The 26,125-nt window shown below is 71.8% G+C and carries 24 protein-coding genes; 13 read left to right on the plus strand and 11 right to left on the minus strand.

What is annotated here, in order from left to right:
- Positions 1–226: 226 nt before the first annotated feature.
- Positions 227–1,252: a LacI family DNA-binding transcriptional regulator gene (locus tag ASG28_RS09650; protein ID WP_055974484.1), complete on the plus strand. Its 1,026-nt coding sequence runs from the start codon at positions 227–229 to the stop codon at positions 1,250–1,252.
- Positions 1,253–1,313: 61 nt separating this feature from the next.
- Here the strand turns inward: ASG28_RS09650 and ASG28_RS09655 are convergent, their stop codons facing one another.
- The 4 genes from ASG28_RS09655 to ASG28_RS09670 all read right to left on the minus strand — a co-directional run bounded on the left by ASG28_RS09655 (position 1,314) and on the right by ASG28_RS09670 (position 8,497).
- Positions 1,314–2,426 (minus strand): M20 family metallopeptidase, encoded by a 1,113-nt coding sequence (locus tag ASG28_RS09655; protein ID WP_082454553.1) that lies wholly within the window; start codon positions 2,424–2,426, stop codon positions 1,314–1,316.
- 115 nt (positions 2,427–2,541) lie between these two features.
- Positions 2,542–3,846, minus strand: a complete 1,305-nt coding sequence (locus ASG28_RS09660) for a M1 family metallopeptidase (protein ID WP_055974486.1) — start codon at positions 3,844–3,846, stop codon at positions 2,542–2,544.
- On the minus strand, positions 3,843–7,835 hold the full coding sequence (locus ASG28_RS09665; protein ID WP_055974488.1) for a Pls/PosA family non-ribosomal peptide synthetase: 3,993 nt from the start codon (positions 7,833–7,835) through the stop codon (positions 3,843–3,845). The genes ASG28_RS09660 and ASG28_RS09665 overlap by 4 nt, the downstream gene beginning before the upstream one ends.
- Positions 7,832–8,497, minus strand: coding sequence for a 4'-phosphopantetheinyl transferase family protein (locus tag ASG28_RS09670; RefSeq protein WP_055974491.1), 666 nt, complete (start codon positions 8,495–8,497; stop codon positions 7,832–7,834). The genes ASG28_RS09665 and ASG28_RS09670 overlap by 4 nt, the downstream gene beginning before the upstream one ends.
- A 149-nt stretch (positions 8,498–8,646) precedes the next feature.
- Here ASG28_RS09670 and ASG28_RS09675 point away from each other — a divergent pair, with 149 nt between their 5' ends.
- The 3 genes from ASG28_RS09675 (at position 8,647) to ASG28_RS09685 (ending at position 10,271) form a co-directional block, all read left to right on the plus strand.
- On the plus strand, positions 8,647–8,916 hold the full coding sequence (locus tag ASG28_RS09675) for a hypothetical protein (RefSeq protein WP_055974494.1): 270 nt from the start codon (positions 8,647–8,649) through the stop codon (positions 8,914–8,916).
- Between the two features lie 70 nt (positions 8,917–8,986).
- Positions 8,987–9,460, plus strand: coding sequence for a Rho termination factor N-terminal domain-containing protein (locus ASG28_RS09680; protein WP_055974496.1), 474 nt, complete (start codon positions 8,987–8,989; stop codon positions 9,458–9,460).
- Positions 9,461–9,638: 178 nt separating this feature from the next.
- Positions 9,639–10,271: a Pr6Pr family membrane protein gene (locus ASG28_RS09685; protein ID WP_055974500.1), complete on the plus strand. Its 633-nt coding sequence runs from the start codon at positions 9,639–9,641 to the stop codon at positions 10,269–10,271.
- 185 nt (positions 10,272–10,456) lie between these two features.
- Here ASG28_RS09685 and ASG28_RS09690 read toward each other — a convergent pair whose 3' ends face one another.
- Positions 10,457–11,029 carry a YdeI/OmpD-associated family protein gene (locus ASG28_RS09690; RefSeq protein ID WP_055974503.1) on the minus strand — a complete coding sequence of 191 codons (573 nt, stop codon included), beginning with the start codon at positions 11,027–11,029 and terminating at the stop codon, positions 10,457–10,459.
- Between the two features lie 134 nt (positions 11,030–11,163).
- Here ASG28_RS09690 and ASG28_RS16650 point away from each other — a divergent pair, with 134 nt between their 5' ends.
- The 3 genes from ASG28_RS16650 (at position 11,164) to ASG28_RS09705 (ending at position 13,209) form a co-directional block, all read left to right on the plus strand.
- Positions 11,164–12,612: a CDP-alcohol phosphatidyltransferase family protein gene (locus tag ASG28_RS16650; protein ID WP_162235706.1), complete on the plus strand. Its 1,449-nt coding sequence runs from the start codon at positions 11,164–11,166 to the stop codon at positions 12,610–12,612.
- A 73-nt stretch (positions 12,613–12,685) separates the two neighbouring features.
- Positions 12,686–12,955 carry a type II toxin-antitoxin system Phd/YefM family antitoxin gene (locus tag ASG28_RS09700; protein WP_055974507.1) on the plus strand — a complete coding sequence of 90 codons (270 nt, stop codon included), beginning with the start codon at positions 12,686–12,688 and terminating at the stop codon, positions 12,953–12,955.
- Positions 12,952–13,209, plus strand: coding sequence for a type II toxin-antitoxin system RelE family toxin (locus ASG28_RS09705; protein WP_055974509.1), 258 nt, complete (start codon positions 12,952–12,954; stop codon positions 13,207–13,209). The genes ASG28_RS09700 and ASG28_RS09705 overlap by 4 nt, the downstream gene beginning before the upstream one ends.
- Positions 13,210–13,265: 56 nt before the next feature.
- Here the strand turns inward: ASG28_RS09705 and ASG28_RS09710 are convergent, their stop codons facing one another.
- Positions 13,266–14,000 (minus strand): LysE/ArgO family amino acid transporter, encoded by a 735-nt coding sequence (locus ASG28_RS09710; RefSeq protein WP_055974512.1) that lies wholly within the window; start codon positions 13,998–14,000, stop codon positions 13,266–13,268.
- A gap of 69 nt (positions 14,001–14,069) precedes the next feature.
- Here ASG28_RS09710 and ASG28_RS09715 point away from each other — a divergent pair, with 69 nt between their 5' ends.
- Entirely contained in the window at positions 14,070–15,062 is a 993-nt protein-coding gene (locus tag ASG28_RS09715) for a LysR family transcriptional regulator ArgP (RefSeq protein ID WP_055977440.1), read from the plus strand.
- 196 nt (positions 15,063–15,258) lie between these two features.
- Here the strand turns inward: ASG28_RS09715 and ASG28_RS09720 are convergent, their stop codons facing one another.
- On the minus strand, positions 15,259–17,469 hold the full coding sequence (locus tag ASG28_RS09720) for an NADP-dependent isocitrate dehydrogenase (protein WP_055974515.1): 2,211 nt from the start codon (positions 17,467–17,469) through the stop codon (positions 15,259–15,261).
- 632 nt (positions 17,470–18,101) lie between these two features.
- On the opposite strand from ASG28_RS09720, the gene ASG28_RS16420 reads away from it, so the two are divergent.
- From ASG28_RS16420 to ASG28_RS09735, 3 genes are all read left to right on the plus strand, one after another.
- A complete protein-coding gene (locus ASG28_RS16420; RefSeq protein WP_157485690.1) occupies positions 18,102–18,518 on the plus strand; it encodes a hypothetical protein in 417 nt (138 codons plus the stop codon).
- 333 nt (positions 18,519–18,851) lie between these two features.
- Positions 18,852–19,853 (plus strand): ATP-binding cassette domain-containing protein, encoded by a 1,002-nt coding sequence (locus ASG28_RS09730; protein WP_082454760.1) that lies wholly within the window; start codon positions 18,852–18,854, stop codon positions 19,851–19,853.
- Positions 19,850–20,587: an ABC transporter permease gene (locus ASG28_RS09735; RefSeq protein ID WP_055974521.1), complete on the plus strand. Its 738-nt coding sequence runs from the start codon at positions 19,850–19,852 to the stop codon at positions 20,585–20,587. The genes ASG28_RS09730 and ASG28_RS09735 overlap by 4 nt, the downstream gene beginning before the upstream one ends.
- Before the next feature lie 101 nt (positions 20,588–20,688).
- Here ASG28_RS09735 and ASG28_RS09740 read toward each other — a convergent pair whose 3' ends face one another.
- Positions 20,689–21,426, minus strand: coding sequence for a GNAT family N-acetyltransferase (locus ASG28_RS09740; RefSeq protein WP_235477753.1), 738 nt, complete (start codon positions 21,424–21,426; stop codon positions 20,689–20,691).
- Between the two features lie 45 nt (positions 21,427–21,471).
- Here ASG28_RS09740 and ASG28_RS09745 point away from each other — a divergent pair, with 45 nt between their 5' ends.
- Both ASG28_RS09745 and ASG28_RS09750 read left to right on the plus strand, forming a co-directional pair.
- Positions 21,472–22,134 carry a TetR/AcrR family transcriptional regulator gene (locus ASG28_RS09745; protein WP_055974526.1) on the plus strand — a complete coding sequence of 221 codons (663 nt, stop codon included), beginning with the start codon at positions 21,472–21,474 and terminating at the stop codon, positions 22,132–22,134.
- 86 nt (positions 22,135–22,220) lie between these two features.
- The gene (locus tag ASG28_RS09750) at positions 22,221–22,718 is read left to right on the plus strand and encodes a GNAT family N-acetyltransferase (RefSeq protein ID WP_200925279.1); all 498 of its coding nucleotides are present in this window, start codon (positions 22,221–22,223) and stop codon (positions 22,716–22,718) included.
- Between the two features lie 72 nt (positions 22,719–22,790).
- Here ASG28_RS09750 and ASG28_RS09755 read toward each other — a convergent pair whose 3' ends face one another.
- From ASG28_RS09755 to ASG28_RS09765, 3 genes are all read right to left on the minus strand, one after another.
- Positions 22,791–24,119: an ABC transporter substrate-binding protein gene (locus tag ASG28_RS09755; RefSeq protein ID WP_055974528.1), complete on the minus strand. Its 1,329-nt coding sequence runs from the start codon at positions 24,117–24,119 to the stop codon at positions 22,791–22,793.
- Between the two features lie 115 nt (positions 24,120–24,234).
- The gene (locus ASG28_RS09760) at positions 24,235–25,068 is read right to left on the minus strand and encodes a carbohydrate ABC transporter permease (protein ID WP_043596471.1); all 834 of its coding nucleotides are present in this window, start codon (positions 25,066–25,068) and stop codon (positions 24,235–24,237) included.
- Positions 25,069–25,157: 89 nt separating this feature from the next.
- Entirely contained in the window at positions 25,158–26,090 is a 933-nt protein-coding gene (locus tag ASG28_RS09765; protein ID WP_055974530.1) for a carbohydrate ABC transporter permease, read from the minus strand.
- Positions 26,091–26,125: the final 35 nt, after the last annotated feature.

Genomic DNA, 26,125 nt, shown 5'->3' on the forward strand with positions numbered 1-26,125 from the left:
GAGCATGCGGGACAGACGGGGTGGCGGTCCCGGTGGGGTCGGGACCGGCGGGCAATCGATTGCCGACGGGGACTGCGTCAAGAGTGACGCGTCCGTGTTTCGAGTGTCAACACCTTTGTGTTTCCGACGTGTAAAAGAGATTCGCGGCTGGCAATCGGTTTCCCGCGAGGGGACGATACGATGGCACCGTCATCCGTCGCCCCGGCGGCCACGCCCTGAGGAGCCCATGAACGCCGTCACCATCTCGGACGTCGCCCGCCGGGCGGGCGTCTCCCCCGCGACGGTCTCGCGCGTCATGTCGGCCTCCCGCCCCGTCGGCCGCGAGATCGAGGGCCGGGTCCGACAGGCGGCCGACGAGCTGGGCTACTCGGGCAACGGCATCGCCCGCGCCCTGCGCACCCGACGCACCGACACGGTCGGCATGGTCGTGCCGAGCATCCTCAACCCGTTCTTCACGACCCTGGTCGACAGCCTCGAGAGCGCGCTGCACGGCGAGGGGAAGCAGCTGTTCCTCTGCGACTCCCGGCAGGACCCCGCCGTCGAGGCCGAGCACCTGCGGTCGCTGATCGAACGGCACGTCGACGGCATCGTCGTCAGCCCCGTGCACGACACCGAGAGCGCGGCCGCCGTCGCCGCGTCCGCCCGGGCCGTGCCGTTGGTGCAGCTCGACCGCCGGGTCGACGTCCCCGGCACGGACTGGATCGGCCTCGACGACGCCGAGGCGATGAAGCTCGTCCTGACGCACCTGGCCGAGACCGGCGCCCGCTCCGCCGCGTTCGTCACCTCCGAGCTGACGAACTCGTCGACGACCCTGCGCCTCCGGGGCTTCCGTCACTGGTCCGCCGAACTCGGCATCCGCGAGGTGCGCGACGGGGTCGTGCTCGGCGACTACTCGGTCGACAGCGGCGACGCGGCGGCCCGCCGGCTGCTCACCTCCGACGACCGCCCGGACGCCATCGTCTGCGCGGACGACCTGATCGCCATGGGCGTGCTGCGGGCGGCCCGCGAACTCGCGGTGTCGGTGCCCGACGAGCTGCAGGTCACGGGCTTCGACGACATCGTCTTCGCCTCGTACGTGACCCCGGCCCTGACGACCCTCGCCCAGCCCACCGACCGCATGGCCGGCGAGGCGCTGCGGCTGCTCTCGCTGCGCGGGTCCGACGACGGCGGACGAGGAGGCGCGCGCGTCTCGTTCGCGCCCCGACTGGTCCGACGACAGAGCACGCGGTCGACGGCTTCCGAGCCCGCCTGACCCGTGCCCGAGCCCGCCTGACCCGTCCGGGCCGCCGGGCCCGCCTGCCGCCTGCCGTCGATCAGTGCTCGGCAGCCCACCGTTCGCCGACGCGACCGAACTGCTCGACGGCCCTCAGCACCGCGTCGACCGACACGGACTCGTCCACCGTGTGCACGACGGTCGGGTCGCCCGGGCCCCAGACCACGACGGGCACCCCGTCGTCGAGCGAGCGCACGAGCACCGAGGCGTCCGTGAAGTACGAGGCGGGCGCCTCCGAGACCGGGGCGTCGAGCCCGGCGAGCCAGGGATGGTCGCGCGGGGTCCACACGGCGGCCAGGTCGAGGTCGACGCGGACGTCGGTCACCTCGGGCTGGTCCCGCCACCAGCCGACGAGCTCGCCGACGTCGTCGCGGACGACCCGCAGGTCGATGCGCACCTCGCAGACGTCCGGCACGATGTTCGGCACGCTGCCACCCGAGACGACGCCGACGTTGACCGTCTCGCGCCCGAGGTCGGCGTGCACCGAGAGCGGCAGGTCGTCCAGGCGCCCGAGCACGGCCACGAGGTCGAGGATCGCGTTGTGGCCCCGCTCGGGCGTGCTGCCGTGCGCGGCGACGCCCGACGTGCGCACGGTCAACCAGAGCGCGCCGCGGTGGCCGAGCACGACCCGCCCGTCGGTCGACTCGGGGATCACGACGGCTCCGACCCGGAGACCGGCGAGCAGGTCGACGACGGCGGGAGCCCCGAGGCAGCCGACCTCCTCGCCCGTCGAGACGGCGAGCGCGACGGGTGCGCCCCGGCGCAGGAGGTCACGCACGGCGACGACCGAGGCTGCGAGACCGGACTTCATGTCGGACGTGCCCCGTCCGTGCAGGCGGTCACCGACGACGGTCGAGGCGAAGGGGTCGTGGGTCCAGGCCGAGGCGTCGGTCACCGGCACGACGTCGGCGTGGGACGCGAAGACGAGCAGCGGCCTGTCGGCGGCGACGACCGCCGGCGAGACGAGGAGCGCCGTGGGCTCACCGTCGGCCCCGGGGGCGAAGGCGACCCGCGCCTCCTCGACGCCCTCGAACTCGAGCGCGACGCGGCGGAGGACGGCCGCCTCGCCGGACGTGCCGCTGGTCGAGTCGACGGCGACCAGGTCGCGCAGCAGGCTGAGCACGGGCACCTCGGACGGCTGGACATCGGTCATCCGCCCACGGTAGCCGCAGGCTGTGTCGGGCTCGTGTCGGGGCCCCGCGGCGAGATGTCACGACATGCCGCTCACGTCCGGACGTGAGCGGCATGTCGAGGCATCTCGGTGAGACCTAGGGCAGCACCGGCAGCACGCGCTCGTCGAGCCAGGGCCGCAGCAGGGGCCCGACCGGGTGGCCCGAGACGCGCGTGGCGAGGGCCACGAAGTCGGCCGTGGTCGCCACGCGATGGCGGTACTCGGTGGTCCAGGCGCGCAACACGTCGAAGAACGACTCGTCGCCGATCGTCGACCGCAGGGCGTGCAGTGTGAGGGCTCCGCGTTTGTAGACGCGGTCGTCAAACATCAGGTCGGGGCCGGGGTCGCCGACGAGCAGGTCGTGGGACAGGCCGTCCAGCCGTGCACGGGTCTGGGCGGCGAGGCGCGCGGCCGACGGACCGCCCGAGGCCTCGGACCAGATCCACTCGGCGTAGCAGGCGAAGCCCTCGTTCAACCAGATGTCGCGCCAGGTCGTCAGGCCCACACTGTTGCCGAACCACTGGTGCGCCAGTTCGTGCGCGATCAGCCGACGCGACCCGCCCGCCCCGTCGGCGTGGTTCGCCCCGAAGATGGCGAGGCCCTGGGCCTCGAGCGGGATCTCGAGGTCGTCGTCGGTGACGACCACCGAGTACGACGCGAACGGGTACGGGCCGAACCGCTCGACGAAGCAGGCCATCATGTCGGCCACCTCGCCGAAGTCACGACCGATGCGCGACCGCATCGCCGGCACCCCGGCGAAGACGCCGGGCACCCCCGCGAGCGCGACCGGCACCAACTCGTAGCGGCCGATCTGCACCGTCGCGAGATAGGACGCCGTGGGCTCGGGCTGCTCGTAGACCCAGGTCGTGCGGCCGGACCGCGTGTGCCGACCGGTCAGCTCGCCGTGGGCGACGACGGCGTAGGGCTGCTCGGTCGTGACCTGCACCCGGTAGGTCGCCTTGTCGGCCGGGTCGTCGTTGCAGGGGAACCAGGTCGGTGCCCCGTTCGGCTGCGACGCGACGAGGGCGCCGTCGGTCAGCTCCTCCCAGCCGAGGGTGCCCCAGCGGGTGCGACGTGGCGCGGGCGAACCCGCGTACTCGACGACGACCTCGACGGGCTCACCCGGCACGGTCACGTCCGGCAGCGTCACCGTCAGCTTCGTCGCCGACTGGGCGTGCCGCGCCTTGTGCCCGTCGACCCGCACCTTCGCGGCACGCAGGCGGAGCAGGTCGAACACGAGCGTGCGCCGGGCCTCGGTCGGCACCACCGTGATCGTCGCGACGCCGTCCAACCGGTTCGTCGCGACGCGGTACCCGATCACGAGGTCGTACGAGCGCACGCCGTAGCCGTCGTTGCCGCTCTCGGGCGTGTAGCCGTCCGCGGTCGCCGCCGGAGCGGTCACCGGCTGACGGCGTGGTAGTCCGCGAACGTGACGTCCCGCCACGGGCCGATCGGGTTGCCGCTCCACCGGCTGCCGACGGGGACGACCTCTCCCCGCATCACGAGCGAGGCGGGGCCGACGGTGGCGTGCTCGCCGAGGCGGGCCGCGGGCAGCACGACGCTGTGGGGGCCGAGGGTCGATCCGGCGGCCAGGGTGACGGTGTCCATGCTCATGATTCGATCATGGAACAGGTGCGTCTGCACGACGCATCCTCGATTCACGGTCGAGGCGTCGTCGAGTCGCACCAGGTCGGCCTCGGGCAACCAGTAGCTGTCCGTCCACACGCCTCGGCCGATCGAGGCACCGAGCGAGCGCAGCCACCAGACGAGGGCCGGGGTGCCGGCGGCCGCGTGGGCGAACCAGGGGGCCGCACACATCTCGGTGAAGGTGTCGGACACCTCGCTGCGCCAGACGAACGACGACCAGAGCGGGTGCTCGCCGGCCCGGATGCGCCCGACGAGCGCCCACTTGGCCAGCGTCGTGACACCGGCGGCCGCCGCCCCGACGGCGAGCATCACGACACCGCTGAGCGCGGCCGTCGCACCGACCCCGATCGCGTCGACCAGCGCCCACAGCCCGACGACCAGGCCGAGACCGATGCCGCAGGTGACGACGACGGGCACGATCCGGCTGAGCTCCCACGCGACCCGGGCCACCCGCAGGTGCGTCGCCGGGCGGAAGGTGCGGGTCTCGTCGGCGACGGCGACCGTGCGGCGCAGGCGCACCGCGGGCGAACCGAGCCACGACGACCCCGCCTTGGACTTGCGCGGAGCCGACGAGAGCACGGCCACCAGACCGTCCTTCGGCACCTTGTGGCCCGGGGCCGTCATTCCCGAGTTGCCCAGGAACGCCCGCCGACCGATCTCGGCCCGGGCCACGCGCAGCCAGCCGCCGCCGAGTTCGTACGACGCGACGAGCGTGTCGTCCGCCAGGAAGGCCCCGTCACGCACCGTGGTCATCGACGGCAGCAGCAGGACGGTCGACGCCTCGACGTCCCGCCCGATCTCGGCACCGAGCAGGCGCAGCCAGACCGGCGTGAACAGGCTCGAGTAGAGCGGGAACAGCAGGGTGCGCGACAGGTCGAGCAGGCGTTCGGTGCTCCAGACCTGCCAGCCGACCCTCGACCGCACCGCGAAGGTGCCCTCCGTCACGCCCAGGGCCCACAGCCGGGTGAGCGCGACGACCAGCACGGCGGCCACCAGCCCGGCCACGAGCGTGCCCGGCACCAGGAGGGCGAGGGCGCGCCACCACGCGTCGATCAGCGAACTCGCACCCCGCACACCGAGCGCGACGACCGCGCCTCCTGCACCCACCGAGACCACCGGCAGCAACGCGATGACGATCGCCGACGCCCCGTAGGCGACGAACCAGCGGGTGGGCGAGGGCGGCCGATCCTCCGGCCACCAGGCCCGGGTGCGGCCGATGCGCTCGGCCGGCGAACCGGCCCAGTGCTGTCCCGAGGGCACCCGTCCGAAGACCGCCGACCCGGGCGCGATCGAGGCGTTCTTGCCGATGCGGGTGCCGGGGAGCAGGGTGCTGCGCATGCCGATCGTGCTGCCCGCACCGATGCGGATCGCCCCGATGCGCACGACGTCGCCGTCGATCCAATGGCCGGCCAGGTCGACCTCGGGCTCGATCGACGCCCCGCGACCGATGCGCAGCATGCCGGTGACGGGCGGCAGGGCGTGCAGGTCGACGTCGGGCGCGATGCGGGCGCCGAGGGCACGCGCGTAGTAGCTGATCCACGGGGCGCCGGCGAGCCCGACCGCCCCGATCTGGTGCGCGACCTGCTCGGCCAGCCAGAGCCTGAGGTGCACGCTGCCGCCGCGCGGATGATCGCCCGCCTCCACCCCCCGGAGAAGGAGGCGCGAGGCCAGCACCGAGATCGCCATGCGTCCCGGCGGGGTCACGAACACGACGATCGCGACGACGAGCAGCCGGCCGTCGACCGCGGGGAGGGCGTCGAATCCGCTCCACCAGCGCAGCACGGTGCTCGCGGTCAGGGCGTAGGTCAGCCAGCGCGCGCCCGACAGCACGAGGAGGGGCACCCCGAGCAGGGTCTGCAGCCATTGCGTGCGTCGCGGGGTCGGCACCGACCGGTGGTACTCGGCGGGCGGGGCGTCGTCGTCGACGTCCGCCACGGACAGGGCCTCGGCCAGGGCGCCGAGCCGGGGGTGCGAGTAGATCTCGGCGACGGTGAACTCGGGGTCGAGCTCGCGCAGCCGGGCCACGAGCTGCGCGGCGGCCAGCGATCCCCCGCCGAGGTCGAAGAAGTTCGCGTCGGCGTCGGGGACGGGCACGCCGAGCACCTCGCGCCAGCGTTCGGCGACGAGCTGCTCGACCGCGGTCATCGACCCGGCACCGTCGGGCCCGCCGCCGGCACCGTCGGCACCGGTCGTCGCGTCGACCAACGGCCACGGGAGCGCGTCGCGGTCGATCTTGCCCGACGTCTTGGTCGGCAGATCGCCGGTGACCAGCGCCAGCAGCGGCACCAGGGCGGCCGGGAGCTCGTCCCGGAGGCGGGCGAGGGCGGCGCCTCGGTCGAACGTCTCGGCCGAGGCGACCGCGAGGTAGCCGACGAGCACCTGGTTGCCGGCCTCCGTGGTCCGCACCGCCGCGGCGGCGCCGCCCACCCCGGGCAGGGCCTGCAGCGCGGTCTCGATCTCACCGAGCTCGATGCGGCGACCGCCGACCTTGACCTGGTCGTCGGCCCGCCCCTGGAACACGAGCCCGGCCCGGTCGAACCGCACCAGGTCGCCGCTGCGATAGGCGCGCTGCCAGCCGAGCTGCTCGTGCGGGGCGTACTTCTCGGCGTCCTTGGCGGGGTCGAGGTAGCGGGCCAGGCCGACGCCGCCGATGATCAGCTCGCCGACCTCGCCCTCGGCGACGGGCTCGCCGGCCGCGTCGACGACCGCGACGTCCCAGCCGTCGAGCGGCAACCCGATGCGCACGGTCTCGCCGGCTCGGACCAGCGCCCCCGTGGCGACGACCGTCGACTCGGTCGGCCCGTAGGTGTTCCACACCTCGCGGTCGTCGCCGACCACCCGGTCGACGATCTCGGGCGGCAGCGCCTCACCGCCGAAGATCAGCAGCCGCACGCTCTCGAGGGCCTCGTCGGGCCAGAGGGCGGCGAGCGTCGGCACGGTCGACACGACGGTGATGCCGTGCGTGACGAGCCACGGACCGAGGTCGGCCCCGGACCGCACGAGGCTGCGCGGGGCCGGCACCAGGCAGGCGCCGCTGCGCCAGGCGAGCCACATCTCCTCGCACGAGGCGTCGAACGCGACCGACAGCCCGGCCAGCACCCGGTCGCCCGGCCCGAGGGGCTCGACGCCCGGCGACGACAGGAACATCCGCGCCTCGGCGTCGGCGAGGGCGGCCGCCGAACGGTGACTCGCGGCGACGCCCTTCGGCGTGCCGGTCGAGCCCGAGGTGAAGATGACCCAGGCGTCGTCGGCGGGAGTCGGCAGCCGGTCGGCGTCGGCGAGCGCCGCGCCCCGTCCGCTGACGTGGGCGGCCGGTGCGGCGAGCACGAGGCTCGCGGGTCGATCGGCGTCGCGCGGGGTGAAGCGGCCACCCGCCGAGACGATGCCCACGATGCCGGCCTCGCCGAAGACCAGTGCGGCCCGCTCGTCCGGGTCGTCGGCGTCGACCGGCACGTAGGCGGCCCCGGCGGCCAGGACGCCGAGGATCGTCAGGTAGAGCGACGAGTCGCCCGACGGCATGCGCACGCCGACCCGATCACCGCGTTGCACGCCGGCGTCGGCGAGCGCGCGCGCGGCGGCCTCGACGCGGACGACGAGCTCGGCGTAGCTCAGGGCGCCTCGCTCGTCCTCGAGCGCCGAGGCGTCGGGGTGGGCGAGCGCGGTCTCCCGCAGCACGTCGACGAGGGTGCGGCCCGCGGGGGCGTCGGGCGAGCCGGCGATCACGCCGGGCAGGGTCTGGCTCACGGCCGCACGCTAGGGACGTCAGGTGACGCGTCGGTGAACACGGGGCGGGACAGCCCGACGCCGGCGACCGCGAGGACGACGTCGGCCATCGACTCCACGTCGTGGACCGTCCCGCGACGGCCGTCCGTCGTCGTGCCGTCGGGCAGCCGGGACAGCCGGATCGCGGACATCGCGGTGGTCAGGCCCTCCCCGGTCGACTTCAGCAGCGCCTCCTTCCGCACCCAGGCGCGCAGCACGTCGACCTCGCCGTCCTCGGGGGTCACGTCGGATCGGAGGTGCTCCAGTGCACCGGTCGGGCGGGCCCGTTCGACGTCGACGCCGACGGGCGCCCCGGCCCGCAGCGCCACGGCCGCCCAACGACCGCTGCGGCTGAGGCTCACGTGCAGGTCGCCCGGTGGCCGCAGCACCGGACGACCGTGCCGCCCGCCGCAGCCCCGGCACGGCTCCCGGTCGAAGACGAGGCTCGCGGCGTCGCGGCCGGTGCAGGACGAGACCAGGAGGCGCAGCGCACGATGGGCGGCCAGGTACCGACGAGCGTCGGTCGCGTCCGCGAAGGCCGCCGCTCGGGCCGACTCGTGCTCGTCGCAGACCTCCTGTGCCGTCGGCCCCCCGGCGTCCGGATCGCGGTCGAGGTCGAGCAGCCACACCCGAGCGCTCGTCATGGCAGGCGAGCCTAGCCCCGTCGAACCGGCGCTCAGGGTCCGTTCACCTGCCGTTCTCCGGGTGGGGGAATGATCCGGTCGACGTCCGCGACCGTCCCGACCGGTCCGCGGCGCCCTGCCCCCGTTCCCCTCAGCCGAGAGGCCCCCGCATGGCCAAGAAGATCCCGACAGCACTCGCCGAGCTCGTCCACGCCCTGGAGCACCACGCCGAGGTCGTCACGGCGAAGTCGTCGTCGTCCAAACGGCTCGGTCGCGCCACGGCGAAGGTCCGCCGCGCCGCGACCACGTACACCGACGTCGTCGCCACCCGGACGGGGCAGCCGAACCCGTTCGTGGACTTCCTCGATCCCGAGACGATCGAGTCGCTGCGAGCCGAACGGGACCGCATGGCGAACGGCAAGGCGTCACAGGTCGACTGACAACCGTCCCAGGCGGCCGTGCCACGCTCGGACGCACGATTTCCGCACGTTCGAGAGAGGGGCCCATCCCGTGGCCGACCAGAAGAAGCTCAAGAAATCCGCCGCCAAGGCCTACGACAAGGCCGAGGACGCCGTCACCGACGCCCGGACAGCCGTCGCCGAGGCCAAGCGCCGCGCGAAGAAGCTCGCCAAGAAGGCCCGCCCCTCGGTGAAGCCGCTCGAGAACGCGCTCGACGACGCCGCCGCCGGGCTGAAGGACGCGAAGAAGACGGCGAAGGGTGCGGGGCAGGCCGCAGGGCAGGCCTCGAAGGGGTCGTCGTCGTCGTCGTCGACCGCCACCCCGGCCGAGCCGCGCTCGATCTACACCCCGCCCCTGCCCGAGGTCGACGAGACCACCGTGCAGCTGCCCGACGGCCACGACGCCCACGTCGACCTGCACGCGCAGACGCTCGTCGCGCTGCGCGCCCTCGCCCGGACCAAGGGCATCACGAACGTGTCGCGGTACACCAAGGCGACCCTGATCGAGAAGATCGAGCAGGCCTGACCCGGCCGCCGGCCCGCACGGCGGGCGTGTTCGGGCGACACGGGCCGGTGGACTCGCCCGCCACCGACGAACACGCCCGCCCCGCAGGCCCCGGCGCGCCCGCCCCGCCGGCGGCGGCACGCCCGCCCGCGCGACCACGCCCACCCCACCCCCGCCGCCGCCTCACTAGGGTGAGGACATGACGCGCGCTCAGCTCATGGTCCCGTACCGGTTCGTCTTCGGGGCGCTCGCACTCGTGGCCGTCGCCGCCCAGTTCGCGAACACGCTCGAGAACGACTACAGCGTCGTCAACTTCTTCTCGTTCTTCACGAACCTCAGCAACCTGTTCGCCGTCGTGGTCTTCGTCGTCGGCGGAGTCCGCACCCTCCGCCGTCGCCCCGGCAGCCGTGCGTGGGACACCGTGCGGCTCGTCTCGGTCGTGAACATGGTGTTCGTCGGCCTCGTCTTCAACGTGCTGCTGACCGACGTGGCCGGGGGCGTGCTGCCCTGGGTCAACGTCGTCGTGCACATGGCGATGCCCGTCGCCGTGCTGGTCGACTGGCTCGTGCTGCCCGCCGGTCGCCGCCTGCCGTGGTCGGCCGCCGCCATCGGGCTCGTCGTGCCCGTGGCGTACAGCGTGTACTCGCTCGTCCGCGGCGCCGTCACGTCGTTCTACCCGTACCCCTTCTACGACCCGGAGGCGCTGGGCGGCTACGGCCCCGTGGCGGTCTACATGGTCGTGCTGCTGGTGGCCCTCGCCGTGCTGTCGCTCGCGCTGGTCGGTCTGGCGCGCCTGGCCGGCCGCTTCTGGAAGCAGCGCTCGCGCAACTGACGCGACCCGCGCCTCCTGCGCTCGGCACGTCGCGCCGCCGCCGCACCGTCACGTCCCGCCCTCCACCCATCCACACCGCCAGGATGTGGACACCGCACCACGTCTAGTCGTGGCGCGGTGTCCACTTCGTGGCGGCGTAGGCCCCCGGAACATCCGGCCCGAGCCAGCGCGCGGCCCGGACCCGCTCAGCGGTAGTGCTGCTCGCCGCGGGCAGCCGCCGCGACCACGTCGCGGATGCGCGCCGCGCGGGTCTCGGGCCGCTTGAGCGAGGCCAGCCGGAAGTACACCCGGAACCGCTCGGTCTTCGTCAGCGACGCGAAGTGGGCGGCCGCCGCCGGATCGGCGTCGAGTGCGGCCTGCAGGTCGTCCGGAGGCGCGGCGTCCTTCTGGCGGTAGGCGGCGTCCCAGCGCCCGTCGGCCTTCGCCCTGTCGACCTCGGCCTGCCCCGCCGGGGTCATGCGCCCTTCGGCGACCAGACGGGCGACGTGCTCGCGGTTCACCTGGGACCACGGGCTGTTCTTCCGCCGCGGTTGGAACGCGGTGAGCGTGAAGTCGTCGTCGAGCCGACTGGTCTGGCCGTCGATCCAGCCATGGCAGAGGGCGACGTCGAGCGCCTCGGACCAGGTCATGCCGGGCTTCGTCGACCGCACCTTTCGGAGCGTCAGTCGCACCCCACCCACGTCGGGGTCGCCCTCGAGGTACTCGCGCCACTGCTCGACCGTCACGTCGAGCACGGGCTTGTCCGCGAAGCTGACCATGCGGCGACCCTACCGCCGCAGCGAGATGTCACGACATGCCGCTCACGTCTCGACATGAGCGGCACGTCGTGACATCTCGACCCGGCCCACCCGGCGCGACGTACCCCTCAGCACCCCTCCCCTAGCCTGGCGGGATGGACCTCATCGGGTGGATCACCGACATGGGCTCGTCTCTGCCGACCCCGCTCGTCTGGGCGTTGGGCGCCCTGTTCGCGTTCACGGAGTCCGGGCTGGGCCTCGGCGTCTTCGTGCCGGGCGAGACGATCGTGCTGCTGCTCGCCGCGACCTTCGACGACCCCTGGCCGGCGGTCGCGTTCTTCGTCTCGGTCGCGATCGGTGGTTCGCTCGGCGACCACGTCGGCTACCTGCTCGGACGCCGCTTCGGCACGGGGTTCCGGGACACGCGCATCATCCGCCGGATCGGCGTCGACAGCTGGGACCGTGCCGTCGCCGTCCTCGAGCGGCGAGGGGCGGCCGCGGTCTTCCTCACCCGCCTCGTGCCCGTGGTCCGCACCCTCACGCCGGCGGCGGCCGGGGTCGCGAAGGTGCCCTACCGGTCGTTCCTGCCCGCGTCGTTCGGCGGGGCGTTGACCTGGGCCGCCGTCTACGTCGGCATCGGGTTCCTGCTGCGGTCCTCGCTCGAAGCGGCGCAGGAGTACCTCGGGCAGTTCTCGTCGTGGGCGCTGATCGGTGCCGCGGTGATCGTCGCGATCGTGTTCGTCGTGCGGCTCGTGCGCCGACGTCGGGCCGCCGCGGCCGACACGGCGGACGGCACCGTCGACGAGACGGTCGCGGCCGACGACGCGCAGGCCCGCGACGACGCGGAGACCCTTGACGACGCCGCGGACGAGGAGGCGCGGGTCGACGACCGCGGGCCCGTCGCGTCCGCCGTCCACGCGGCCGGGCACGCCGTGGCCGATCCCGTCGTCGCGGGTGCGGCCGCGTCTGGCGAGTTCGTCGCGGAGCACCTGTCGTCCCGTCGGCTCGGAGCCCTGCGCCACCGCCTCTTCGAGGTGGACGACTGGCGGACCGTGCCCAACGCGATCACGGCTGCGCGCCTCCTGCTGTTGCCGGTCTTCGCCGGTCTTCTGATCGCCGAGCTCTGGTGGCCGGCCCTCGTCGTGATCGCGGTCGTGTTCGCGACCGACTGGCTCGACGGGTTCGTGGCCCGGCGCACCGACTCCGTCTCGGTGCTCGGGTCGTGGCTCGACCCGGTGGCCGACCGGTTGACCGTGGTCGTGGTGGCCGTGGCGTTCGCGACGGCCGACGTCTTCGGCTGGCAGGAGGCCGTGCTGCTGATGGTGCCCGACGTGCTGCTCGCCGTCGGCGCCGTGCTGGCCTTCCGCGGCGACCCGGCGCTGCCGGTGTGGTGGGCCGGGCGGCTGCGCACCGGGCTGTGCTTCGTCGGCCTCGCGGTGCTGCTGCTCGGCGTCGCGCTCGGCGGCCCCGAGTGGACGGCCGTCATCGGCGTCGGGTACCTGGTCTTCCTGGTCGGGCTGGTGTTCCACTACGTGTCGGCGGTGCACTACGCGCGGGTGATGCTCGTCCGCTGGCAGCGAGCCATCGCCGAGCGTCTGGTCTGACGTCAGGGCGGGTGAGAACGCAAGTTCAGGCCTGCCCAAATGATCAAAACGATCATCTGCTAACTTCTTGATCATGTCCGACGTCCTCGCCGTCTCCGATGCCAAGCGCCAGCTCGGTGCCCTCGTCGACCGCGCCCACCTCCGTCACGAACCCGTCTACCTGTCGCGCCGAGGTCATCGTGTCGTCGCCATCGTCGACGCCGAAGACTTCGACCGACTGCTCGAACTCGCCGAGGACGCCGCCGACGCCGCGGCCGCCGTCGAGGCCCGCCGCGAGATGGCCGAGACCGCCGCCACCCCCGTGCCCTGGGCCGAGGTGAAAGCCGAACTCGGACTGACGTGAGGTACGACGTCCAGCTCTCCCCCGCGGCCGCTCGTCAGCTGCGAAAGTTCGACCCGCAGGCCCGGCGTCGCCTCCAGGCGGCCATCGAACTGCTCGCCGACGATCCCCGGCCACCGGCGGCGAAGCCGCTCGTCGCCAGCGGCGGAGCCTGGCGTGTGCGCGTCGGTGACCACCGCGTGGTCTACGACATCGAAGACGGCCGCCTCATCGTGCTCGTCCTGGCGGTCGCGCACCGCCGCGAGGTGTACCGGTAGCGATCCGGTCGGGTTCGCGATCCGGCCGGGTTCGCGATCCGGCCGGGACGAGGCCGTCAGAGTCCGAACAGCAGCCGCAGCCCGAGGGCCACCATGACGACGGCGATCACCGCGTCGAGGACCCGCCAGGCGACCGGCTTCGCGAACAGGGGACGCAGGAGGCGCGCGCCGAACCCCAGCGCCGAGAACCACACGAGACTCCCCGTGATCGCCCCAGCTGCAAACCACCAGCGCAGCTCGGGCGGCTGGTGGTTCGCGACCGAGCCGAGGAAGACGATCGTGTCGAGGTAGGTGTGGGGGTTGAGCCAGGTGAAGGCGAGGGCACCGAGGACGGCCGGGACGACCCGGGCGGGCGAGTCGGCGCGCCCGGCAGCCGGTGGGCGGGGGCCCTGCGCGACGGGTGGGGCGCCGTCGGCCGGCACCGCGCCTCCTGCGGTGACGCCGACTCGAGCCGACTCCGGCGTGACGTCGACCGTCAGCGCTCCGACCGGGCGGATCGCCCGCTTCGCGGCGAACGCGCCGTAGACCAGCAGGAACCCGGCCCCGACGAGCTGGACGACGACCACCGCCTGCGGTGCCGCCTCGACGAGCGCTCCGACCCCGGCCACCCCGGCGCTGATCAGCACGGCGTCACTCACGGCGCAGACCACGACGACGGGCACGCCGACGCGGGTCACGGCCTGGAGCCCGACGCGCAGCACGTAGGCGTTCTGGGCACCGATCGCGACGATCAGGGCGAGGCTCGTGCCGAAGCCGAACAGGACGGCGGGAAGCATGGTCGCGAAGGTCATGACGCCACGCTAGGGCCGCCCCGGGGCATCGCACCAACTCATGTTCTCGATGCTGCATAAGCTGTGCTCATGACCCGCTTCGCACTCGACCAGCTGGACACCCTGCGCACGATCGTCGACGAGGGCACCTTCGAGGCGGCCGCGCGACGCCTGCACGTGACGCAGTCCGCCGTGTCGCAGCGCATCAAGCAGCTCGAGCGTGCGGCCGGGCAGGTGCTGCTGCGGCGCACCACGCCGGTCACCACGACCGACGCCGGCGACGTGCTGCTCCGCCACGCGCGCCAGGTCGACCTGCTCACCTCGGACGCGCTCGCGCGGCTCGGCGGGGGCGGGCTCGACGGAGGCGACGACGCCGACCGCGCCTCCGACGATCCCGTCCCCACGACCCTGCCGATCGCCGTCAACGCCGACTCGACGGCGACCTGGTTCCTCGACGCGTTGGCCGCCGTCCCGCCGACCGTGCCGGTGGTGTTCGACCTGCGCCGAGCCGATCAGCAGCACACGGCCGAGCTGCTGCGGTCGGGAGACGTGCTCGCCGCGGTCACCGCGACCCGGGAGCCCGTGCAGGGGTGCAGCTCGGAGCCGCTCGGCGTCATGCGGTACCGGGCCGTCGCGAGCCCCGGATTCGTCGAGCGGTGGCTGGGCGGCGGGCCGGACGGCCCGGAGACGTCCGCGCGCGGGTCGCTCGACCACGGGCGGCCCGACCACGGGAGGCTGGACCATCGGAGGCTCGACCGTGCCCCGATGGTGGTCTTCGACCGCACGGACGACCTGCAGCACGACTTCGTGCGACGCCTCACGGGCCGTGAGCCGCTCGCGCCCCGGCACCACGTGCCCGCGTCGGCCGACTTCGCCCGGGCCGTCGTGCTCGGCCTCGGCTGGGGCATGCTCCCCGAGGCCCAGGCCGGCCCCGAACTCGACGCCGGCCGCCTGGTCGAGCTGGCCGCCGCCGACCTGGTCGACGTGCCCCTCTTCTGGCAGCGCTGGACGCTCGCCTCACCCCTCCTCGACGCCGTCACCGACGCCGTCCGCGCCACCGCCCGCCACGCCCTGCACCCCTGACGCCTGCCCGCTCGACCCACCCCGCCCAGAGCGCCGGGTGGGCAGAAGATGCTGCTCGGCGCCCGACGAAGAACATCTTCTGCCCACTCGATCCTGACGGTGATACCCGGGCCCGCCATTGGCCCGGGACCCGACGGACGACGGGAGGCGCGGTGCCAGCCGGCACCGCGCCTCCTGCTCTCGAGAGCTTCGCGCCCTACAGCGTCGCGAGCGCCTCGTTCAGCGTGTGCGACGGGCGCATCACGGCCTCGGTCTTGGCGGCGTCGGGGTGGTAGTAGCCCCCGATGTCGACGGCCGTGCCCTGGGGTGCGATCAGCTCGGCGACGATCGCCTCTTCGGCCCCTCCGAGGCTGGCGGCCAGCCCGGCGAACGCCGCGGCCAGTTCGGCGTCGCCGGTCTGGGCGGCGAGCTCGTCGGCCCAGTACTTGGCCAGGTAGAAGTGGCTGCCGCGGTTGTCGATCGAGCCGAGCTTGCGGCCGGGCGACTTGTTCTCGTCGAGGAAGGTGCCGGTGGCGCGGTCGAGCGTGTCGGCGAGGATCTGCGCCCGCGCGTTGTCGGTCGACGTCGCGAGGTGCTCGAAGCTGACGGCGAGGGCGAGGAACTCGCCCAGGCTGTCCCAGCGCAGGTAGTCCTGCTCGACGAGCTGCGAGACGTGCTTCGGGGCCGAGCCGCCGGCACCGGTCTCGAACAGACCGCCGCCGTTGATCAGCGGAACGACGGACAGCATCTTGGCCGAGGTGCCGAGCTCCATGATGGGGAACAGGTCGGTCAGGTAGTCGCGCAGCACGTTGCCGGTGACCGAGATGGTGTCGTCGCCGCGGCGGATGCGCTCGAGCGAGAACGCCATCGCGTCGACGGGCGAGAGGATCTCGATCTGCAGGCCCTCGGTGTCGTGCTCGGCGAGGTAGGTGCGCACGAGCCCGATCAGGGTGGCGTCGTGGGCACGGGTCTCGTCGAGCCAGAACACGGCGGGCGTCCGGCTGGCGCGCGCACGGGTGACCGCGAGCTTGACCCAGTCGCGGATCGGGACGTCCTTCGTCTGGCAGGCACGCCAGATGTCGCCCGTGGCGACCTCGTGCTCGATCAGCGTCTCGCCGGCCTGGTTCACGACGCGGACGGTCCCGTCGCCGGGCACCTCGAAGGTCTTGTCGTGCGAGCCGTACTCTTCGGCGGCCTGCGCCATGAGGCCGACGTTGGGCACCGAGCCCATGGTGGCGGGGTCGAAGGCGCCGTTCGCGCGGCAGTCGTCGAGCACGGCCTGGTAGATGCCGGCGTAGCTCGAGTCGGGGATGACCGCGAGGGTGTCGTGCTCGCCACCGTCGGGGCCCCACATGTGACCCGAGGTGCGGATCATGGCGGGCATCGACGCGTCGACGATGACGTCGCTCGGCACGTGCAGGTTCGTGACGCCCTTGTCGGAGTCGACCATGGCCAGGTCGGGTCCGTCGGCGATGCCCTGGTCGAACGCGGCCTTGATCTCGTCGCCGTTCGGCAGCGCCGCGAGGCCCTGCAGGATGCCGTTGAGGCCGTTCGCGGGGTCGAGCCCGGCGGCCTTCAGGTCGGCACCGTACTGCTCGAACACCCGCGGGAAGAACGCGCGGATCACGTGACCGAAGAGGATCGGGTCGCTGATCTTCATCATCGTGGCCTTGAGGTGCACCGAGAACAGGACGCCCTCGGCCTCGGCCCGGGCGATCTGTGCGGCGAGGAACTCGTGCAGCGCGGCGACGTGCAGCACGGTGCCGTCGACGACCTCGCCGGCCAGCACGGGGATCGACTCGCGCAGCACGCGGGTCTCGCCGTCGGCGCCGACGAACTCGATGCGGAGGGTGTCGTCGGCGGGGATGACGACGGTCTTCTCGTTCGAGCGGAAGTCGTCGACGCCCATGGTCGCGACGTTCGTCTTCGAGTCGGCCGTCCAGGCGCCCATGCGGTGCGGGTGCTTGCGGGCGTAGTTCTTGACCGACAGGGGGGCGCGGCGGTCGCTGTTGCCCTCGCGCAGCACGGGGTTGACCGCGCTGCCCTTGACCTTGTCGTAGCGGGCCTTGACGTCGCGCTCGGCGTCGGTCGACGGAGAGTCGGGGTACTCGGGGAGGTCGTAGCCCTGCGACCGGAGCTCTGCCACCGCGGCCTTGAGCTGCGGCATCGAGGCCGAGATGTTCGGCAGCTTGATGATGTTGGCCTCTGGCGTCTTCGCCAGGGCTCCCAACTCGGCCAGAGCGTCGCCCTGGCGCTGCTCGTCGGTGAGGCGCTCGGGGAACTGGCTGATGATGCGGGCCGCCAGCGAGATGTCGCGGGTCTCGACGTCGACCCCCGCGGTCTTGGCGTAGGCCTGGATGATGGGCAGGAACGAGTAGGTCGCCAGCATCGGCGCCTCGTCGGTCAGCGTGTAGATGATCTTCGCCATGCGGCAGGTGCTCCCTCGTGGTCGGGCATGCGTGTGCTCGGTGGTGCTGCCCCTACGCTACCGCGCAGAAGTCTCTCGACATGAAGATACATGCCCCGTCTGGACGGCTCCCGCGGGCCGCGCCCTGAGGACGAGTCGTCGAGATGTCACGACTTGCCGCTTACCTCTGAACGTGAGCGGCAAGTCGCGACATCCCGACGGGCCCGCGGGGCAGAAGGCGCGGGTCGGCCCGGCAGCCGGGCGTCGCGTTCGTCGAGCGCAGGCTGCCCAGGATGGCAGGCAGCACGGCACCGCAGCTCCGACCCGCCATGAGGAGACATCCATCCCCCTTGCTGCGCCTTCCGGGATGATGCAGAACCAGCCCACGCAGCCTGAGTCCGCCGACTTCGATCCCGAGGCGCCCGCCGGGGCGAGACCCGAGGCCGCGCACCTCGATACCACTCGGACGGTGACGCGGCCCGAAGTTTTCACAGGTGCATCTTTGCCCTTGCATCCGCAATGACAGAGGAGACATATTAGTGACGCGGGCGAGCACGAGGCCCACCCGCGTCGGAGCCGGACGGTTGCACCCGACCCGGCCCCATCCCGAGGTCCCGAAAGGCGAGACCTCGGGAAGCAGAACGGATGAATACATGAACAAGAACCGTTGGACCGTCTGGCACAAGGCAGTCGCTGTCGCCGTCCTAGTCTCCCCCGGCATTCTGGGAGTCAGCACGAGCGCCACGGCCGCCACACCGTCGGCTGCGACTGCGACTGCGACTGCGTCAAAAGCATCCGTGGCGTCGGTCTCGATCACGGCGACGTCGCCTGCAGGAGTCGCCGAGCCATCCCCCGTGTCCTCTACGTCGGGGGAACCAGAAAGCCGCAACAGGTTCACGACCTTTCTCAACGCTCTCAAGAAGATTCCTGCGCTCTTCTCAGCCGTCGTGAACGGCGCGAAGAAGGCGTACTCCTCATTCGTGTCGACCGTGTGGCCTGCTGTGACGCGCGCCCTGGGTGCGATCGCGAATCTGCTGACGGCTTGGGAACTCTGGAATTACTTCCACTGATCCGTTACGGGGGCGGGGCCCTCAGGCCCCGCCCCCGTAACCTCACATCACGAAAGAAGAAGTCCTGTTGCCTGCCCCGCACGAGTCCGCACATGCCACCCGCGTCCGGATCACCGCCTTGTCCGGCCTGGCCGTCTCGCTCTCCCTCCTGACCTGCTTCGCGATGATGGAGCACTGGCCCATGCCATTCATTCCGTTGGCCGCCGGCGTCTGGTTTCTCAGCCTGGCGACCCGACGATCGCCCAGAGGACCGCAACCGATCGCGGCATTCTTCCTCGTGTCCGCGTGCGCTGTGACGTCCATCCTCATCCTCGCCGCTCGCGCGTGAACGTCGTGGTCCGCGAAAGCGCGGCCGTCTCGGTCCGCAACCTGACCAAGACCTACGGGCGACGGGTCGTCGTCGCCGACGTGAGCTTCGAAGCCGGAGCGGGCCGGGTGACGGCTTTGCTCGGGCCGAACGGGGCAGGCAAGTCGACGACGCTGCGGGCAATGCTCGGGCTGGTCCGCCCGACGAGCGGCACCACGCTCTTCGATGGCCTGCTCTTCGCTGAGATCGAGCGGCCGGGTCGCATCGTCGGTGTCCTGCTCGACGCGAGCGCGGGCCACGGTGGGCGCACCGTCTACGAGACAGCTCGCCTCGCTGCACTGGCGATCGGCGTCTCGTCGCATCGTGTCGACGCGTGTCTCGGTCTCGTCGGCTTGTCGAGTGTGGGCGACCGCCGGGTTGGTTCACTGAGTCTCGGCATGCGTCAGCGTCTCGGCCTCGCCGTCGCCTTGCTGGGCGAGCCGACGACGCTGATCCTCGATGAGCCGGGCAACGGCCTCGACCCCGAGGGGCTCCGCTGGTTGAACGACTTCGTCGTCGCTTTCGCCCGGGGCGGTGGCGGCGTCCTGCTGTCGAGCCACCACCTCGGCGACATCGAGACGATCGCCGACGACGTCGTCATCCTCGACCGAGGCCGAGTCGTCCACGCCGGGCCGGCGCGAGCCGCCGGCCTGACGAACGTCGCCTTCGCCAGCACGGATGACGACCGGCTTGTTCGAGCCCTCGTCGACGACGAGGTGACGGTCAGCCGAAGGCGGGACGCCACGACGCGCCTCACCGCCGCGACCACCGCCGATCACGTCGGACGCCTCTCGGTGACCCTCGGCATCCCGCTGACCCATCTGTCCGAGTCGCGTCAGTCACTCGAGTCGTTCTTTCTCGACCAGACCTCGGGCGAACATGCAGCCCGCCCGTCCACGGCACAGGGGCTCCCGAGGGGGACGTCACCGCTCGTGCCCGTTCACGCGCCCACGTCCACGTCCACGTCCACTCCGAAAGCGACCTCATGACCCCGTGGCCCGTCCTCTTGCGCATCGAGGTCATGAAGGCGACCGATACCCGGGCTGCCCGAGGGCTCTTCGCCGCCATCGCACTTCTCGGCGTCGGCGCGGTCGCTCTGTCCCAGGCCTCCGACGCGTCGCTCGAAACCTTCGTGAGCGGCGTCGGCATCCCGCTCACGGTCCTTCTTCCCGTCGTCGCCGTGCTCGCGGTGACGGGCGACTGGAACGGACGGTCCGCCCTCTCGACGTTCACTCAGACGCCGCGGCGCCTCCTCGTCCTCACAGCACGCCTCGTCGCCATCGTCGGGCTCGTCCTCGGCGTCGCCCTCGTCACGGCCGCCGCTGCGGCACTCGCGTTCGTGGTTCTGCACCCCGACCTGCTGTTGACCACCGACTGGTGGGCGGTGACGGCGGCCGCCGGCGGAGTCGTCGCCCTCGCAGTCGCAGCGGCCCTGACCGGCACGGCCGTCGGGTCCCTGCTGCTGAACACACCCCTGGCCATCGTCGTCACCATGCTGCTGCCGCTCACCTTCGACATCGCGGCCGCGCTCCTCGTCCCGACCGCGGCCCCGTGGATCTCGACGCTCGCATTCGCGGCCTGGCTCGCCCAGCCACACCCGGGCTGGGCGGACGGCCCCGGCGACATCCCCGGCGCCGGCCAGGCCCTCACCTCCCTGCTGCTCTGGGTGGTGCTGCCACTCGGGCTCGGCTGGTGGCGCCAGCTGCGGCGCGACGTCTCATGAGACCCGCCCCCCGGGGTCGCACGCGAGGTCCGAACGGGCGTGACCCGCGCCTCCCGGGCCGGAGGCGAGGGCCGCGTCGAGTGCGATGCAAGCCACGGCGATCAGGACGACGTCGGAGCCGTCACCGAGCCCGACCGGTCGGAGGTCGCGCCACGCGAGCTCGTCGCCGGGCGCCACATCGCGGCGGGCGTCGCACCCGGCAGCCCACGGATCGGCCCCAGCTCGACGAAGCCCATCCGCCGGTAGAGCGCCCTGTTCCGCTCGGTCGACGACTCGAGGTAGGCGGCCTCACCGCGCTCGTCGACGGTTGCGAGGCGGTGCTCGATCAGCGAGGTGCCGACGCCGAGCCCGCGGGCCGCGTCGCCGACCGCGATCTCGCCGAGGTACCAGTGCGGCAGCCGCGGGCGGGGTGCCGCCAGCGTCGACTGGTGGCGGGCCGCCGGCACGAGCCCGCCGAGCCCGAGCGCACGCAGGTACCGCGGCAGCTGCCCGAGCTCCGCCCACGACACCGGCAGGCGCAGCGGCGACGACGCTCGAGTGCGCGGCGCCTCCCAGACGGCCGCGCCCACGACGCCCCCGTCGCCGTCGACGACGGCCACGTCGACCGCACGACGGCCCGTCGGGATCGAGCGCATCATCGCCGCGAAGAGGTCGACCAGGCGCGCATGACGACGTGGTCCCCGTGGGACGAACCCGAGCATGACGGGATCGTCACGGAACCCCTCGGCGAGCACGGCGGCGGCGGAGTCGAGCTGGTCCGGGCGGGCGGCGCTGATGGTCACGTCGGGCATGGTGCCTCCTGAGATGGAATCGTCAGAACTGACGAATTCGTCAGTCATGTCAGAATGTAGCCAGACATCCCGCCAGACACGTGAGAGGCCCCTGTGAAACCGGACGACGAGGAGGCGCGGGTCGACCCCTCGAGAACGTCCCGCCGCACCCGCGAGACGCGTCGCAAGCTGGTGGAGGCCGGCGTCGCCCTGCTCCGACGGGCCGACTACGCCGCCGTCCCCGTCGCCGAGATCACGCAGCTGGCGGACGTCGGCCTCGGCACGTTCTACAACCACTTCGCCGGTAAGGACGAGCTCTTCGACGAGGCCGTGCAGAGCGTGCTGAACGCGCAGACCGACCGGATGGCGACACTCGGACAGGCGGACGACTCCCCCGTGACGACGGCGGCGATCGCGATGCACGTGGTGCTCGGGCTGGCCGCGAGCGACCCGGCCGTGGCCGTGGTCGTCGCGCGCAACGGGCTGCGCCTGCTCGACGCCGAGGCGGCGCTGGTGCCGCAGGCGCGGGCACTCGTGCAGGCCGGGCAGGCCGCCGGGTCGTTCGCCGAGCTGGACGTCGACCTGGCACTGTCCCTGGTCGGCGGCAGCCTCCTCGGCGGGCTGCACACCTGGTGGTCGAACCCCGAGCTCGTCACCCCCGAGTGGACAGTCGAGCTGGTCGCCCGCGTGCTCGTCGCCCTCGGGTGCGATCTCGGGGACGCGCGCCGCGCCTCCTCGTCCGGTCTCGACCGGGTGACCGGGCGCGACGCGGGCTGACGCACCGAGCCACACCGAGCCGAGCCGCAGCGAGCAGAGCCGCACCGGGCCGAGCCCGACCTCCGACGATCGGCGAAGATGGTCCGGTGACCACTCCGGCGCCCGCGGCGAGCATCGAACCCCGCCCCTACGACCACCCCGACGTGCAGCAGCTCGTCGAAGGGCTGCAAGAGTTGTACGTCGAGATCTACGGCGGGCGCGACGACAGCCCGATCGACCGCTCCGAATTCGAGCTGCCGAGGGGCACGTTCGCCGTGGCCTACGAGAACGGCGAGCCCGTGGCCCTGGGAGCCTGGCGCCTGCTGCCCGACGGCCGCGCCGAGCTGAAACGGATGTACGTGCGGCCCGACCGACGCGGGCAGGGGCTGTCCCGGCTCGTGTTGCACTGGCTCGAACGATCGGCCGAGGACGCCGGCGTCACCGAGATGGTGATCGAGACCAACGTGGCCCACGACACCGCGATCCGCCTCTACGAGTCGGCGGGCTACCGACCGATCGCGGCCTACGGCCACTACGCGGACGACGCGGGCACGGTGTCGCTCGGACGCAGCCTGATGGGCGACACCGCAAGGGGCACCGCGTGACGAGCGCCCCCGCCCGGACGCGAAGGAGGCGCGGTGCCGGGATCGCCGGCACCGCGCCTCCTCGAATCGTCGCTACTCGACGGTGATCGACTGGGCCTTCATCGCGGCCACGGTCTTCTCCTGGCCCGACTTCAGGGCGTCGAGGAGGGTGCCGTCACCCGAGGCGGCAGCCCCGAAGCCGTCCGAGATGTCGCTGTAGGTCTGCGTCATCGTCGGGCCCCACGTGAAGGGCTGGATGTTCTCGGCGGCCTTCGCGAAGTCCTCGTAGATGGCCTGGTCGCCGTAGAACTCGACGCCCGAGGTCAGGGCCGGCAGGTCGGCGCCGGTCGTGGAGGCCGGGTAGAGGTTGGCCTCCTTGTTCAGCGCCTCGAGCGACTCGGTCGAGGTGTTCAGCCACACGAGGAACTTCGACGCCTCGGCGGGGTGCTCGCTGCCCTTGAAGACGACGTTCGACGACCCGCCCCAGGCGGCCGACGCGGACTCGCCGTCCTTCCACTGCGGCATGGGCGCGACGGCCCACTTGCCGCTCGTGTCGGGAGCACCGCTCGAGATGGTGTTGGCCCCCCAGACGGCCGAGACCCAGGTCCAGTCCTGGTCGGTGTTGTAGGCGTTGTTCCACTCGTCGGTGAAGCTCGGCAGGGTCGTGACGAGGTTCTTCGAGATGAGGTCCTGCCAGTAGTCGGCGACCTTGGTCGAGGCCTCGTCACCCATGTCGACCTTCCAGGTGCCGTCCGCGGTGTCGAACCACTGGCCGCCGGCCTGCGAGACCAGACCGGCGAACTGGTTCACGTCACCCTTGGCGAAGTTCGTGATGCTGCCGCCCAGCTCCTTGATCTTCACCGCGTCCTCGGCGTACTGCTCCCACGTGGTGGGGACGTCGAGGCCGGCCTGCTCGAAGAGGTCCTTGCGGTAGTAGAGCGCCATGGGGCCCGAGTCCTGCGGGATCGCGTAGACCGAGTCGGCTTCGCCGAAGGTGACCTGGTTCCAGAGGCCGTCGGCGTAGTCGGCCTTCGCGTCCGAGACGCCGTCGCACGAGGCGATGTTCGCCAGACCGTCCTGCACGCGGAACGCGGGCAGCGTGTCGTACTCGACCTGCCCGATGTCGGGGGCGTTGCCGGCCTGCAGCTGGTTGAAGAAGTTCTGGTACGTGCCGCTGTTGCCGTTCGGCACGATCGAGACCTTGACCTGGATGTCGGGGTTCTCCTCGTTCCAGAGCGCGACGACCTTGTCCATGTTCGGCACCCAGGTCGTGAAGTTGAGGGTGACCTTGCCGTCGGAGGGCTCGCACGAGGCGGCCTCGGCGGATCCGGAACCCCCGTCACTGCCGGAGCTGCAACCGGCGAGGGCGATGGTCGAGACCACGGCGGCTGCCGCGATCGTGAGGACTCGTGATTTCTTCATCTGGATTCCAATCGGGGTGCGGAGCCGGGAAGAGCCGGCCACGGGAGGGAACGACGTCGTTGCCTTGCGGAGTGGAGGTCGAGGAGGTGCGGGTCGGTGGATCAGGACGGGTCGCTTACTTGAGGCCGCCGGACCCGAGGCCGCTGCGCCAGAAGCGCTGCAGGCTGAGGAAGGCGACGAGCAGGGGGACGATCGACACCAGTGCGCCGACGAGCACCAGGGTGCGCAGCTCGGGGTACTGACTGACGTTGGAGTTCCAGGTGTAGAGGCCGAGGGTCACCGGGAAGAGCTCCTGGGACCGCAGCATCACGAGCGGCAGGAAGAAGTTGTTCCAGATCGCCACGAACTGGAACAGGAACACCGTCACGAGAGCGGGCGACATCAGCCGGATCGCCACGGTGAAGAACGTGCGCAGTTCGCTCGAGCCGTCGATGCGCGCGGCCTCGACGATCTCGTCGGGGACGCTCGACGCCGCGTAGATGCGGCTGAGGTACACGCCGAACGGGCTCACGATGCTGGGCAGGAACACCGCCCAGAAGGTGTCGGTCAGTTCGACCTTGCTGAAGATCAGGAACAGCGGCAGCGCCAGGGCCGTCGCCGGCACGAGCACGCCACCCAAGAAGATGTTGAACAGCGCCTCGCGACCCCAGAATCGGTACTTGGCCAGGGCGTAGCCGCACATCGCCGACAGGATCGTGCCGAGCGCGCCGGCGACCGTCGCGTAGACGATGCTGTTGAGCATCCACCGCGGGAAGATGCCGTCGTTGTACGTGAACAGTCGGCCGACGTTGCCGACGAAGTCCTGCGCCGACGTCGGCGAGAACCAGAGGGCGGCGCTCGAGTTGAAGTTGTCGAGCGTCTTGGTCGACGACACCAGCAGCCAGAAGATCGGCACGAGGAAGTACAGCGTGAAGGCGCCCATGATGACCATGGCGGCCGTTCGCGACATCACGCTCTCACGGGGCCCACCGCCCCGTCGACGTGCAGGGGTCGTCGCGTCGTCGAAGGACTGGGCGGGACGGATGGGAGCGTCGACGGTCACTGGTCGGCCTTCCGCTGGGTCAACCGGAGGAACCCGATCGAGAGGATGAACGTGGCGACCGCGAGGACGACGCTGAACGCCGCCGCGAGGTTGAAGTTGGGCACCGAGGAGGTCGAGTAGACGAGCATGTTCGGCGTGAAGGTCGACGAGATGGTCGACGTGAACTGGCGGAAGACCAGGGGTTCGGTCAGCAGCTGCAGGGTGCCGATGACCGAGAAGACGGCGGTCAGCACGATCGCCGGAACGACCAGCGGGATCTTGATCGCCACGGCGATGCGCCACTGCGAGGCCCCGTCGAGGCGGGCCGCCTCGTAGATCTCGGTGGGGATCGCGAGGAGCGACGAGTAGATGATCAGCATGTTGTAGCCGACGAACACCCAGGTGACGACGTTGGCCACGGCCCAGAGCACCGTGCCGCCGTCGAGGAGGCCGGCCCGCGACGTGACGGCCGAGAACGGCGAGAGACTCGGCGAGTAGAGGTAGCCCCACATGATTGCGGCGATGACGCCCGGCACGGCGTAGGGCGCGAAGAACGCGAGGCGGAAGAAACGCTTGCCGCGCAGCAGGGGCGAGTCGAGCAGCAGTGCGAAGAGCAGGGCGAGCAGCAGCATCACCGGGACCTGGACGATGCCGAAGAGCAGCACTCGGCCGATGGACGACCAGAACTCGGTGTTCTGGAAGACCAACGCGTACTGCGAGAGGCCGCCGAAGACCTGGGTCGGGGCGCCGAAGGTGCCCTCGCGTTCGACCTTCTGCAGCGACTGGAAGACGGCGTAGAGGATCGGCGTCAGGTAGAACGCCGCGAAGAGCGCCGCGAAGGGGACGATGAAGATCGCGATCGCCTTGCGGTACCGGAACGGCTTTCGCGGTCTCGTCGATCGCGGGGACGGCGGGGCGACGACGGCGGGCTCGGCAGCAGTCTGGGTCACACGGGGCCTCGGCTTCTTCGGCGGGGTGTCCTTCA

The sequence above is a fragment of the Frigoribacterium sp. Leaf415 genome, from assembly GCF_001424645.1.
In the GTDB taxonomy this organism is placed as follows: domain Bacteria; phylum Actinomycetota; class Actinomycetes; order Actinomycetales; family Microbacteriaceae; genus Frigoribacterium.